The sequence below is a fragment of the Xanthobacter autotrophicus genome, from assembly GCF_030015065.1.
Lineage (GTDB): Bacteria > Pseudomonadota > Alphaproteobacteria > Rhizobiales > Xanthobacteraceae > Xanthobacter > Xanthobacter autotrophicus_D.
On the sequence record NZ_JAIVFN010000130.1, the window covers coordinates 1 to 11,955 of the forward strand.

12 protein-coding genes and 1 pseudogene are annotated in these 11,955 nt (G+C 67.8%); 1 reads left to right on the forward strand and 12 read right to left on the reverse strand.

Going from position 1 to position 11,955, the window contains the following annotated elements; all coding sequences use genetic code 11:
* From K9U40_RS19505 to K9U40_RS19560, 12 genes and pseudogenes are all read right to left on the reverse strand, one after another.
* Positions 1–226, reverse strand: a pseudogene (locus K9U40_RS19505) (succinate--CoA ligase subunit alpha); the annotation flags it as partial.
* Positions 226–1,428, reverse strand: a complete 1,203-nt coding sequence (gene sucC / locus K9U40_RS19510; protein WP_282891803.1) for an ADP-forming succinate--CoA ligase subunit beta — start codon at positions 1,426–1,428, stop codon at positions 226–228. The pseudogene K9U40_RS19505 and the gene sucC, both read right to left, overlap by 1 nt.
* A 243-nt stretch (positions 1,429–1,671) precedes the next feature.
* Positions 1,672–2,637, reverse strand: coding sequence for a malate dehydrogenase (gene mdh, locus K9U40_RS19515; protein WP_282891804.1), 966 nt, complete (start codon positions 2,635–2,637; stop codon positions 1,672–1,674).
* Positions 2,638–3,735: 1,098 nt separating this feature from the next.
* On the reverse strand, positions 3,736–4,077 hold the full coding sequence (nifW, locus tag K9U40_RS19520) for a nitrogenase stabilizing/protective protein NifW (RefSeq protein ID WP_282891805.1): 342 nt from the start codon (positions 4,075–4,077) through the stop codon (positions 3,736–3,738).
* A 42-nt stretch (positions 4,078–4,119) separates the two neighbouring features.
* Positions 4,120–4,899, reverse strand: a complete 780-nt coding sequence (gene cysE / locus K9U40_RS19525) for a serine O-acetyltransferase (RefSeq protein ID WP_282891806.1) — start codon at positions 4,897–4,899, stop codon at positions 4,120–4,122.
* Between the two features lie 3 nt (positions 4,900–4,902).
* Positions 4,903–6,150 carry a homocitrate synthase gene (nifV, locus tag K9U40_RS19530; RefSeq protein ID WP_282891807.1) on the reverse strand — a complete coding sequence of 416 codons (1,248 nt, stop codon included), beginning with the start codon at positions 6,148–6,150 and terminating at the stop codon, positions 4,903–4,905.
* Between the two features lie 74 nt (positions 6,151–6,224).
* Complete coding sequence (locus tag K9U40_RS19535; protein ID WP_282891808.1) at positions 6,225–6,542, reverse strand: HesB/IscA family protein; 318 nt, start codon at positions 6,540–6,542, stop codon at positions 6,225–6,227.
* Between the two features lie 410 nt (positions 6,543–6,952).
* Positions 6,953–7,795: a ModD protein gene (gene modD / locus K9U40_RS19540; protein WP_282891809.1), complete on the reverse strand. Its 843-nt coding sequence runs from the start codon at positions 7,793–7,795 to the stop codon at positions 6,953–6,955.
* Positions 7,796–7,953: 158 nt separating this feature from the next.
* Positions 7,954–8,745: an ankyrin repeat domain-containing protein gene (locus tag K9U40_RS19545; protein ID WP_282891810.1), complete on the reverse strand. Its 792-nt coding sequence runs from the start codon at positions 8,743–8,745 to the stop codon at positions 7,954–7,956.
* Between the two features lie 20 nt (positions 8,746–8,765).
* Positions 8,766–10,436 carry a SagB/ThcOx family dehydrogenase gene (locus tag K9U40_RS19550; RefSeq protein ID WP_282891811.1) on the reverse strand — a complete coding sequence of 557 codons (1,671 nt, stop codon included), beginning with the start codon at positions 10,434–10,436 and terminating at the stop codon, positions 8,766–8,768.
* Positions 10,437–10,439: 3 nt separating this feature from the next.
* Positions 10,440–10,877, reverse strand: a complete 438-nt coding sequence (locus tag K9U40_RS19555) for an ArsC/Spx/MgsR family protein (protein ID WP_282891812.1) — start codon at positions 10,875–10,877, stop codon at positions 10,440–10,442.
* A 7-nt stretch (positions 10,878–10,884) separates the two neighbouring features.
* The gene (locus tag K9U40_RS19560; protein WP_282891813.1) at positions 10,885–11,319 is read right to left on the reverse strand and encodes a response regulator transcription factor; all 435 of its coding nucleotides are present in this window, start codon (positions 11,317–11,319) and stop codon (positions 10,885–10,887) included.
* A 528-nt stretch (positions 11,320–11,847) separates the two neighbouring features.
* Between K9U40_RS19560 and K9U40_RS19565 the strand changes: the two genes are divergently transcribed.
* A partial coding sequence (locus K9U40_RS19565; RefSeq protein WP_282891086.1) for an ArsA-related P-loop ATPase occupies positions 11,848–11,955 on the forward strand: 108 nt, incomplete at its 3' end.

Here is an 11,955-nt window from a genome sequence, read left to right on the forward strand (position 1 = left end):
GCGGCGGCACGTAGATCACCGAGGCGTCGGCCCCGGTCGCCTCCCTGGCCTCGATCACGGTGTCGAACACCGGCAGGCCGAGATGGGTGGAGCCGCCCTTGCCCGGCGAGGTGCCGCCGACCATCTTGGTCCCATAGGCAATAGCCTGCTGGGCGTGGAAGGTGCCGTTCTTGCCGGTGAAGCCCTGGGTGATGACCTTCGTGTTGGCGTCGATAAGCACGGACATCACGCAGCTTCCTTCTTCACGGCGGCGACGATCTTCTGCGCCGCGTCATCGAGGTCATCCGCCGGGATCACGTTCAGACCCGACTCCCGGATGATCTTCTTGCCTTCTTCCACGTTGGTGCCTTCGAGGCGCACCACCAGCGGAACCTCGAGGCCCACCGCCTTCACCGCCGCCAGCACGCCGCGCGCGATCACGTCGCACTGCATGATGCCGCCGAAGATGTTGACGAGGATGCCCTTCACGTTGGGATCGGCGGTGATGATCTTGAAGGCGGCCGTCACCTTCTCCTCGTTGGCGCCGCCGCCCACGTCGAGGAAGTTCGCCGGGCTCTCGCCGTAGAGCTGGATGATGTCGAGCGTCGCCATGGCGAGGCCCGCGCCGTTCACCATGCAGCCGATGGTGCCGTCCAGCGCGATATAAGCGAGGTCGTACTTGGAGGCCGCGATCTCCTTCTCGTCCTCCTCCGTCAGGTCGCGCAGCTCGGCGAGCTCGGGATGGCGGAACAAGGCGTTGGAATCGAACGTGACCTTGGCGTCGAGCACGCGCAGCTGGGCGTCCTTGGTGACGATCAGCGGGTTGATCTCCAGCATCGCCATGTCGGTATCGACGAAGGCGGTGTAGAGCACCTCGGCGAGCTTGCCCGCCTGCTTGGCGAGGTCGCCCGAGAGGCCGAGGGCCTTGGCGATCTTGCGGCCGTGGAAGCCCTGCACGCCAGTGACCGGGTCCACCGAGAAGGTGATGATCTTCTCAGGATGGGAATGGGCCACTTCCTCGATGTCCATGCCGCCTTCGGTGGATACCACGAAGGCCACGTGCGAGGTCGCGCGGTCCACGAGAAGGGAGATGTAGAACTCCTTCTCGATGTCCGAGCCGTCTTCCAGGTACAGGCGGTTCACCTGCTTGCCGGCCGGGCCGGTCTGGATGGTGACGAGGGTGTTGCCGAGCATCTGCGAGACGAAGGTCTTCACCTCGTCGATGGACTTGGCGAGGCGCACGCCGCCCTTGTCGCCAGCCGCCGGCTCCTTGAACTTGCCCTTGCCGCGACCGCCGGCATGGATCTGGGACTTCACCACCCAGAGCGGACCGCCGAGCTCCTTGGCCGCAGCCTCGGCCTCTTCCACCTTCAACACCGGCACGCCGCGCGAGACCGGCGCGCCGTACTTCTTCAGCAGCGCCTTGGCCTGGTACTCGTGAATATTCATCTCTGCGTCCCTCAGGGTTGCGAAACGCCCCTCCCCCGCCCCGGACGGACCGCGCCCCGCAAAATGCGGGGCCAGATGGTCCGCGCCGCTTCCACCGCAGAAGGAACCTTGTGCCGCGACGGCCCGCTCAGGCCGCCGCGAAACCCAGGGTCCCCGGAAGGGGAGCATTCGTCTCCTTCACCTCACCGGTCGTTCCGCCGGCACGAAAACGGCGCACCCTGCGGCGCGCCGTCACTGTCGAGATCACTTCCCGAGGCCGGGTGCGATCTTCAGGCAGGCCTCCACCAGTCCTTCGACGGCAGCGACCGATCTTTCGAACATGGCACGCTCGGACCGGTCGAGCTCGACCTCCACGATGCGCTCCACACCACGCGCGCCGATGACAGCCGGCACGCCCACATAGATGTCCCTCAGCCCGTATTCCCCATCGAGCAGCGCCGCGACGGGCAGGACGCGCTTCTTGTCCCTGAGGTAGCTCTCGGCCATGGCGATGGCCGCCGCCGCCGGCGCATAGAAGGCCGAGCCGCTCTTGAGCAGGTTGACGATCTCCGCGCCGCCGTCGCGGGTGCGCTGGACGATGTCGGCGATGCGCTCCTCGCTGGTCCAGCCCATGCGGATGAGGTCGGGCACCGGGATGCCGCCGACCGCCGAATAACGCACCAGCGGCACCATGGTGTCGCCGTGCCCGCCCATCACGAAGGCGGTCACATCCTCCACCGAGACGTCGAACTCCTCGGCCAGGAAATGGCGGAAGCGTGCGGAATCGAGCACGCCCGCCATGCCCACCACCTTCTCCGGCGGCAGGCCGCTGCAGCGCTGGAGCGCCCACACCATGGCGTCGAGCGGATTGGTGATGCAGATGACGAAAGCGTCAGGCGCATATTTGCGGATGCCGGCGCCCACCTGCTCCATCACCTTGAGGTTGATGGCGAGGAGATCGTCGCGGCTCATGCCCGGCTTGCGCGGCACGCCGGCGGTGACGATCACCACGTCCGCGCCGGCAATGGCATCGTAGCTCGACGCGCCGGCGAAGGCGGCGTCAAAGCCCTCCACCGGCGAGAGCTGCGCGAGATCGAGGGCCTTGCCCTCCGGAACGCCTTCCGCAACATCGAAGAGAACGATATCGCCCAACTCCTTCAGCCCGGCCAGAAGGGCGAGCGTGCCGCCAATCTGTCCGGCCCCGATGAGGGCGATCTTGTTGCGGGCCATCCCTTGTCCCCGGAAACCGATCTGCTGGCGGGCGCATGAGACGAGCCGCCGCAGGAAACGAGCGGCGCTTGACTACTCCCATCCGCCCTGGGGTTCAAGACGGCCGCACTGCACAAATAGTGTGAGAAGTCCGCTTTTTGCTGCTGAAACAGGCCTTTTCAGGCGCTTTTCCGCACCATTTGCACCATGCGGAAAACGATCCCGCATGGTGGACCCATCGGCCTACCGCCACGGCCCCGGAAACGGACCTGACGCCGCCGCGCCGGGCGGGGCGCGGCGGCGCTGCACCAAATAGCCATGGCGGCACCACGCCCGGAACCACTCGTGCAAGCTGCAGCGGCAAGCGGGAGCTACGACCAGCAATCAATGACACCGCACCCGCACTCCGGTGCGCGCCATGACCGTGGGCGCAGCCCGGGCATCGGAGCGGGCAGCCTGAGGCGAGCCGCTCCATAGTCGGCCATGTCGCCGGCAGCCGGGCCTTATGAGCGCAGCCGGGCTCCGGACGGGTGGCCGGCGCGAACATGCTAGAGCGCGATCCGAGCAAATTGATTCAATTTGCTCGGTGAATCGCCCTCTAAACTCAAGAAAGAGCACGCGCCGATCAGCTTGCGATGCAAGCTGATCGGCGCGTGCTCTAATGGGATTGGACAGCCGTCCGGCGGAATGGCGGACTTGAGCGCGACCGGCTCCAGGGAGCCCCATGCCGCGACACGTCACGGGAGAACGCCGCGTCGCCCGAGGACAAGCGGCCCTGGCCGATCAGAAGTGAGAAAGACGATTTCCCGAAACCGCCGCTGCAATGCCGGCGATGCGCGATCGGCTTTGCAAGCCGACGCGGGACCGGCAAACCCGGCTCTCCCGAGCCGTTCGGGCAACCGAAGGCGCCACCCTTCAAAAAATCTGCCCTCTCCCCGCATGCGGCCGAGCGACCAGCCGAATGAAAAACATAAACAAAAGTCTGAAATTCAACAAACAATGGGCGGGGAGAGGGCAGCCGACCGGGGGCAAAAGCCTCCGGCGGGAGTGGTCAGGCCGCGGACGGAGGACACCAAAACGGTGAGCCTCAGGGGGCGCCGCGACGTGAGGGCGAAAGTCTCAGCTTCCCGTCTTCAGGGAAGACAACGGCACGAAGGCAGGCTTCGGGCCGGGCTCGGGCGGGCGGCTCGGATCGTGCTCCTTCAGCACCTTGAACACACGTTCGGCCATCGGATTGGACTTGATGAAGTCCTCATAGGCCTGGGCCAGCATGGACTGGGCGGCCGAGAAGATCTCTTCCTCGCTCATGCCGTCGAACTCGGCGGAGACGAGGTATTGCCCCATGCGCCGCAGAATGTGCAGGCGCAGCACCTGCAGCACTTCCGGCTGATAATCCACCTGCAGCAGATCGAAGAACTCTTCCGCGCTGTGCAGGGACTTCAGCTTGTCGACCACCGACATTGCGACCTCCTTTTCGTCATTCTTGTCGAACGCTGCCAGCCTTTACGCCGCCTCGTCCGCTGTGGCGCTGCGACCGCGCGGGCGCTCGCTCTGCAGGTGCGCGAGGCGCGCCTCCAGGAACTCGATCCGGTCGAGCAGCGAGACGATGGCCTCGCCCACCGGGTCCGGCATCAGGTGATGCTCGAGGTCGATGCGGCCGTCGCCGACACGGCGGCGGTCGGCCATGGGCTTCACCACCCGGCCGGGAATGCCCACCACCGTCATGGCCGGGGGCACGTCCTCGATCACCACCGAATTGGCACCGATGCGGCAGCCCGCTCCCACCGTGATGGGACCGAGGATCTTGGCCCCCGCGCCCACCAGCACGCCGTCGCGCAGGGTGGGGTGGCGCTTGCCCGCGGTCCAGGACGTGCCGCCCAGGGTGACCCCATGATACAGCGTCACGTCGTCCCCCACCTCGGCGGTCTCGCCGATCACCACGCACGCGCCGTGGTCGATGAAGAAGCGCCGGCCGATGGTGGCTCCGGGATGGATGTCCACATTGGTCAGGAAGCGACCGAGCCAGGACAGGAAGCGGGCCGGGAACTTGATGCCCCGCCGCCACAGCCGGCTTGCGAGCCGGTGCCAGATGACCGCATGCACGCCGGGATAGGTGAGCACGATCTCGACGGTGTTGCGGGCCGCCGGATCCCGCGACTTCACGCAGTCCACATCCTCGCGGATGAGGCGCCACACCGAGAGGGCGGACGCCGCTTCGGCCTCCGCCGACGCGGATGCGAGCGGAACGTCCGTCCCCTGCCATTTCGGGCTTCCCATGATCATGGGTCAGACTCCCATCACTGCGGCGTGGCGGCGCTTGAGCGCCTCTTCGGTGAAACTGTCCTCGTAGAAGCGCTTGAGCACTTCCGGGGACACCGAATTCTTGCTGCGGGTGGCGAAGTCGCGCACCCGGGCGAGGATGGCGCGGCCCCGCACCTCGTCCACCGCCAGCCCCTGGTCGGACAGGGCCTTGAGGATGGCCGCGAGGCCGGAATGCTTGCCCAGCACCACACGGTGCGCCCGGCCCAGCATCTCGGGGCTCAGCGCCTCGTAGGTGCCGCGGTCCTTGAGCAGGCCGGAGACGTGGATGCCGCTCTCGTGGGTAAAAATGTCCTCGCCCACGATGGCCTTGGTGCGGGGCATGGGGCGACCGGCCGCCTCCATCACCTTCTGCGCCAGCGGGCGGAGCGCGTGGGGGTCGATACCGGTCTCGGAGCGGGAGGTCTGGCGCAGGGCGATGGCCACTTCCTCCAGCGCCGCATTGCCCGCCCGCTCGCCCAGTCCCGCCACCGTGACACTGGCGTGCCGCGCCCCGCCGGTGACGGCGGCGAGGGTGTTGGCCGTGGCGAGGCCGAGATCGTCGTGGGCATGGAACTCGATCTCGAGATCCGTCGCATTGGCCACCCGCCGCACCAGAGCGTAGGCGGAGAAGGGATCCAGCACGCCCAGCGTGTCGGCGAGGCGCAGGCGGAAGGCGCCCGCCTCCTTCGCCACCTCGGCCACCCTGCACAGGAAGTCGGGATCGGCGCGGGAGGCGTCCTCGCAGCCCACGGCGGCGGTGAAGCCGAGCTTCGTCGCCAGCGTCACCACATGGCGCAGGGCGCCGAGCGCCCAGTCACGGTCGCGGTTCAGCTTGCCCTTCAGCTGGCGGTCGGAGGTGGGGATGGAGAGGTTCACGTAGCTCACACCCGAGGACACCGCCGCGAAGAGATCCTCCTCGCTCATGCGGCACCAGGCGGCCACGCGCAGCGGCAGCTTGAGGGAGACGATGGAGCGCAGCGTCTCGATCTCCTCGTCGCCCATGGCCGGGGTTCCGGCTTCGATTTCCGGCACGCCGGCCGCGGCCAGCTGCTCGGCGATCTCGATCTTCTCACGGCGCGTGAAGGCGACGCCCGGCGCCTGCTCGCCGTCCCGGAGCGTGGTATCGTTCAGAAAAACCGTGCGGGCCGGCACCGTCCCTGCAGCAGCACCGCTGGCATCCGCAGATACCCGGCTGGAGCGCGCCAATATGGCCGATGGTGACTTCGCGAGCATGGGTCCCTTCCGATCTACCCCCGCCGCGTCGGCCGGGGATGAATGAACTCCACCGGGCTGGGCCCGGACCCCCGTCAGTTCCGCAAGCCCCCGCTGGCCATCATCAGCGCCGCCGGATCGTCCTCGAACACGAAGCCGCGCGCCGTCGCCGAATCCACGAAGTCGATGACGATGCCGCGGGCGACCGATCGCGACGCCCCGTCGATGAACAGCTTCAGGCCGCCCTGCTCGAGGATCAGGTCGCCGTCGCGCGCCCGGCTCTCGAGATGCATCAGGTAGTTCACGCTAGCCCCCGTGCCGGCCTTGGCAACCACGCGCAGACCGTCCGCCTGCGCCGAGCCCGACAGGGCTGCCTTGATTGCCGACAGAGCATTGGTCGTGAGCGTGATCATCAGTCCGTCCACCTGCGCCTGAGCGCCCCCTGCCACCGTGACTGGCAAGGCCCGTGCCACCCGGACAAGTCTTTGGAACTAGAAGAAAAAGACCGATTTTCAAGGATGTCGCAAACGTGACAGCCGATCCGCTTGTGTGAGGTTCGACAGGTTCGTGACAGAGAAGGTCCACGCTTTCGTCGCGCAGACCTCCGTAGAACTACGTAGTCATTGCGGACGTGCGCGCGCTTTTTCTTGTCCGGGCCGTGGAACAACCGCTCATGGTCGCGGCCGGCTGAACGGAAAAGCAGTTTCCGGTGCATAAAACGTCCATGGTCCCGAAGCCATCATGCCAACGGCCCCGGCCCTTGTCCGATGCTGGAGGGCTCAGATCAGGCGCCGTGCGGGCTCACGACCACCAACCGATGGCATCAGGCCGGAGTGATCACCACCTTCACGTCCGCCGGCTTGGCCCAGTAGGGCGCCGAGGTCACCAGCACGTCGGCGCCCGCGGCGGCGTAGGCGGCGGCGTTGGCCAGGTTGACTCCGCCAGCCGCCGCGACCTTCGTCGCCGGCGCGCGGGCGGCCACCCGGCGCGCGACCTCGGCAATGTCCTGCGGCGTCATCTTCTCGCACTGGAGCACGTCGGGATTTGCGGGCAGCACATGGTCCACCTCGTCCAGCGTCTTCACCTCCACCACCACCTTCTTTTCCGGCGCGGCACGGCGCAGCGCGGCGATCCCGGCTGCGGCGTCGGCGAGGAAAGCCTGGTGTTCCGGAAACAGCAGGAGCGTTTCCGATAATCCGAGCCGGTGGGGGAAGGCGCCGCCCGCGCGGATGGCGGCAATCATCTGGGCCTTCGCGCCCGGCAGGGTCTTGCGCGTGGTCACCACCGCCACGTCCGGGTTCACGGCGCGGGCGGCGGCGACGATGTCGGCGGTGAGGGTCGAGATGCCGGTGAGGTATTCAACCAGCGTCTGCGCCACCTTCCAGGCGCGGAAGATGGGGCCGGCAGCGCCCTGCGCCATCAGGATGGTCTCACCCGCGGGCGCCCGCGCGCCGGTGGCCGCGAGCACATCGGCCTCCGCCCCGGCGGTTGCGAACAGGTCCCGCGCCAGTTCCACCCCGCACAGGGTGGCGTCGGCCCGCATGGCCATGGTGAGGCGCGCCTTGCGGCCGGTGAGGGCAAGGGATTCGGTGGTCAGGTCGCCATAGGGCGCGTCCTCGGCGAGGAGGGCATCCACACTCGCCTGTGTCCACCATTTATAGGTCATGCCACGCCCCCGCCTATGCCGGACCCGATACAGCTGGGAGGCTTATAGGCAGCGGTGCACCGGCCTGAAAACATTTTCGAGCGAGGCCGATGCCCGTTCGCATGAAGAAAACGCGTCAACTCAAGAATTGAGGCGCTTGCGGCGAGCCCGTGCGGGGCTCACGCCGAAGCCGCCTCGCGCTTCGTGGCGCTGCGCAGGAGCCTGAGGCATTCGATCGTCGAGGCGAGATCCAGCGCGGAGAAGCCGTCCTGTGTCTCCAGACGCGGGTCCGCGCCACGGGCGAGCAGCTTTTCCACCACCTCGGCCCTGCCGGCGGATGCAGCATACATCAGCGAGGTGGCGCCATTGTCGTTGGGGCTGTCGATGGCGATGCCGGCATCCACCAGCACGTCGATGATGTGCCGGTGATTGCCGACACAGGCGAGCCACAGCGCCGTATTGCCGTCCCCATTGCGGGCGTCCAGCGCCGCGCCTGCGGCGATAAGGCCGCCCACCACATCGGCAAGCCCTTCCTGGGACGCCTTCATGAGCGGGGTCATGCCGTTCTCCGCCGTCGCGTTCACGCCGTCGGCCGGAAAGCCGACGCCGACCAACCAGGCGGACAGGGCAGCATCGAGCCTTGCGGATGACCCGCCCGCGCTTTCGAAGGCCCGCCACGCCTCGTAGCCGCCATCGACGCTGAACACCTCGGCGAAGCCGAAGTCCGACAGGGTCTGCGCATATTCGCGGCTGGCATTGCCGTGATAGCAATAGATCAGCACCGGCTGGGACTTCGGGGTGGCGCCGATGATGTCGGAGAGGCCGGAGAAGGTGATGTTCCGCGCCCCCGCCACATGGCCCGCAGCGTAGCTGTTGGCGTCGCGCACGTCGAGCAGCACGGCCTTGCCTTCACCCAGGATGGAGGCGGCCTCCGCAACGCCGATGCAGCGGAAGGGAATGCGCGCTCTCATGGCGTCCTCCTGAAGCTCCCTCACGCCGAGCGGCCGGGATAGGCCGGCTCGGAGGAGATGCGGGTGTCGATGGCGGGGCGTCCCACCGTGAAATGATAGAGCGACTGGAACTGCAGGCTTTCGAGCCCGATGAGCCGGTGCAGGTCATCGTCGAAGAAGCAGCCGATGCCGGTTCCCCGGAACCCGGCCGCCTCGGCCTCCAGATAGAGCACCTGCCCGATGAGCCCGGCCTCCCAGTGCAACTGGCGGTAGCGCCAGGGGTCGGCGGTCACGGTGGCCTCGAACTCGCTGAGCATGGCCACCGCGAAGCTGCTGTCGCTGGCGATGGCCTGGTGGCAGCTGATGGTGCGGGCAATGCCGCGGCAGTCCGTTTCCACCAGCCGATAGAACGGCAGGTAATCGGGGCAGCCTTCCGGCCGCGTCCACTGGAAATCGGAGCGGAGCGCCGCCTTCAGCGCCGGCATGATGTCCTCCCGCCGCGGCAGCGCATAAAGGCCGGGCGCAAGTCCCTCCACGCGGTGCACGAACAGCAGCGGATGGAGGCGCGGCGCAAAGCTCCAGGCATCGAAGGGCGCGGCGGCGCGCGGCAGCAGCGCGTCCAGCAGGCCGAAGAAGACCTCCTTCGGCATGCTGCTGCCCTTCGCCTCGAAGCGCTGGGCGCTGCGGCGGCCGAGAATGACGGCGGACGCCGTGGCCGCGCTCGTCACCGCGCGCGGCGGCAGGTCGGCAGCGCCGTCGGGAGCGGGGTCCAGGCTCGCCGCGCCGCCGTGGGTGGCCGCGCTCACGGCATCAATGACCGGCCAGCGGTAGAGCGGATGCCGGTCCAGCACGTTGGCCCTGCCGGCCCAGCCCGTCGCGGCCGGTGCGCCCGGCAGGAGGGCGGCACCGGTGCCCGGCGCGATCTGGATGAGGATGTCGGGGTCCTCCCGCTCCGCACCGGCGAAATCCTCCGCCCGGTCGAAGCCGCCGAGCTTCGCGATGTCCGCGCTGCCGACTCCCTCCACCATGCGCGCGGTCCAGCCGAGGCAGGCCGCGGCATAGCGCACGGCGGCCAGCGCATGGCCGAGATCCAGCTGGCAATAGCGGAAGGCCCGCTCGCCATATTTCCACGCCTCGCGCCAATGGATGGAGGACAGCGCGAGATGAAGCCGTGCCGGTCCGACCCGGGGCCGCGCGAAGCTCTGCTCCATCACGAAGCCCGCGGAGCTCGCGACCACCACCGAGGCCGGCGCCGGCGGGGTGAAGCGCTGCTCCAGCGCGTGGTCCCGGCTCACATAATGATGGACGCCGTCCGCCAGCCCCGCGACCCCTTCCGCCAGCACATAGGCCTCGGTGGGATGCAGATTTCCGCTCGAGGGATTGCAGCGCACGGCCCAGCGGTCCGGCCCGTACTGCTTCCAGCCGGCGAGGCCGAAGGACAGTTCCAGCAGCAGCGCCACGCCCGCCAGATCCAGCGGCGCGGCAGCAACCGAGCCGGGCGTGACCATCTCGCCGAAGCCCACGCGAAGCCCTTCGGCGGCCACCGGCAAAGTGAGGCGGGGACACCCCTCGAACTCCCGGAAGGGATTGGGCTGCATGTCCCAGTCGAGGGTTTCCGGCCCCGCCGCGTAGCCCTTGAGGCTGTGCTTGGTGCGCACATGATAGGCGAGCGCCGTATCGGCCGGAGCCGCGGGGGGCAGTGCTGCGTTCATGGATCAGGGCGCCTTGGGTTCGGCCGGTTCGGGGCACGGCTCGTGCGGATGCGGGCTGGAGCAGCCTTCAAGCGGCCGCGCCCCCGGTTGGGACGGACCCAGCAGGGACAGGACCGGCTCCCGGTCGAAGCCGGCGCAGCACCCGTTCTCCGTCTCCACCAGGGGACGGCGGATGAGCAGAGGCTCCGCCAGCATCAGCGCGATGGCGACATCCGCTTCGACGGATGCCGGATCCACCGCACCGGACTTCACCTTCGGCGCCGCCGGGTTGAACCAGGCGGCGACCGGAGTGTCACCGAAGAAGCCGCGCAGGCGCTCCGCCGTCCAGGGCTCCGCCAGCAGGCTTTTCACCTCCAGCGTGTGGCCGGCATTGGCCAACGCGAGCTTCTGGCGGGCATTGGTGCCGCAGCCCGGCTTCTCGTAGAAGGTGACGTTGGCCACGGCGGGCCTATTTCATCACGGAGAGCTGCACCAGCGGGGCGGCGCCGCCGCGGCCGAGCACGGTGTCCACCTTCTTGCGCACGCTTTCCAGCGTCAGCGGCTTCACCACCGCGCCATGGGCGCCGGCCTTGAGGCCCCCCACCGCAACCGCCTCGTCCGACTTGTCGGTGACGATGAGGATGCGCACGTCCGGGAACTTCGCCTTCATCTCGGCGATGAGCCCGTCACCGCGGGTCTTCAGCAGGGAGACGCCGAGCAGGATCACATGCGGCACCAGCCAGCCGGTGCCCTTCTCATAGGCCTCCTCGGGGGTGGCGAGCTCGTGGGTCTCGATCTCGTCGTGCAGCATGAACTGGAGCGCCGCGCGCGTGATCTCGTCCTCGTCCACGACGAAGACACGCCGCTGGTCCACAGCCTTGGAAGTCTCAACGCCGATCTGCATCTCACCCTCGCTCCGGTCGTCAACGCGCGTTTCGTGCCCCCGTTCGCTCGCCCGCTCAGGAAGCGGGCCGGGCGCACGAAAAGGGCCTCAAGCAAGTTCCGTTCCTGTCGTGCCGCCGGAGCCGCCAGAGCGGATCCCGCCTGTTGGGCGGCCACGCCCGGCGGCCGCGTGCCCGCAGGTTCGGTCTCGGCCCCCGCGACACATCCCGCGGCGACACGACTTCGCGTTGTTCCAATTGCGACACAGCCCATCCCGCTGTCAGGTTCTGCACACCACGCAAAGGCGCTCCTTGCTCCGGTAATTTTGATGCAAATCAAAGATTTGGAGGTACGCCCCGCGAATGGCACGCTGGTTGCTCCTCCATTGGCGCAACAGCGAGTGAGGGCTGAGTGCACGCCTAGGCCGGTCTGCCAGCGATGCGCTCCTTCCCGTAACCCGCGGGGCGTTTCCGACCGATATTGCTGACGAGAGAAACGGCCTCGCGCCAGGTGCGCGGTGGTCTTCTGCATAGGTTCGAAGGAGAGCAAGATGTCGCTGCGACAGATCGCGTTTTACGGCAAGGGTGGTATCGGCAAGTCCACCACCTCTCAGAACACCCTGGCTGCGCTTGCGCAGATGGGTCACAAGATCCTCATC

Excerpts from the sequence above, each read along its gene's own strand:
- sucC (WP_282891803.1), bottom strand. The coding sequence starts at position 1,428 with ATGAATATTCACGAGTACCAGGCCAAGGCGCTGCTGAAGAAGTACGGC.
- mdh (WP_282891804.1), bottom strand. The coding sequence starts at position 2,637 with ATGGCCCGCAACAAGATCGCCCTCATCGGGGCCGGACAGATTGGCGGC.
- nifW (WP_282891805.1), bottom strand. The coding sequence starts at position 4,077 with ATGTCGGTGGTCGACAAGCTGAAGTCCCTGCACAGCGCGGAAGAGTTC.
- cysE (WP_282891806.1), bottom strand. The coding sequence starts at position 4,899 with ATGATCATGGGAAGCCCGAAATGGCAGGGGACGGACGTTCCGCTCGCA.
- nifV (WP_282891807.1), bottom strand. The coding sequence starts at position 6,150 with ATGCTCGCGAAGTCACCATCGGCCATATTGGCGCGCTCCAGCCGGGTA.
- K9U40_RS19535 (WP_282891808.1), bottom strand. The coding sequence starts at position 6,542 with ATGATCACGCTCACGACCAATGCTCTGTCGGCAATCAAGGCAGCCCTG.
- modD (WP_282891809.1), bottom strand. The coding sequence starts at position 7,795 with ATGACCTATAAATGGTGGACACAGGCGAGTGTGGATGCCCTCCTCGCC.
- K9U40_RS19545 (WP_282891810.1), bottom strand. The coding sequence starts at position 8,745 with ATGAGAGCGCGCATTCCCTTCCGCTGCATCGGCGTTGCGGAGGCCGCC.
- K9U40_RS19550 (WP_282891811.1), bottom strand. The coding sequence starts at position 10,436 with ATGAACGCAGCACTGCCCCCCGCGGCTCCGGCCGATACGGCGCTCGCC.
- K9U40_RS19560 (WP_282891813.1), bottom strand. The coding sequence starts at position 11,319 with ATGCAGATCGGCGTTGAGACTTCCAAGGCTGTGGACCAGCGGCGTGTC.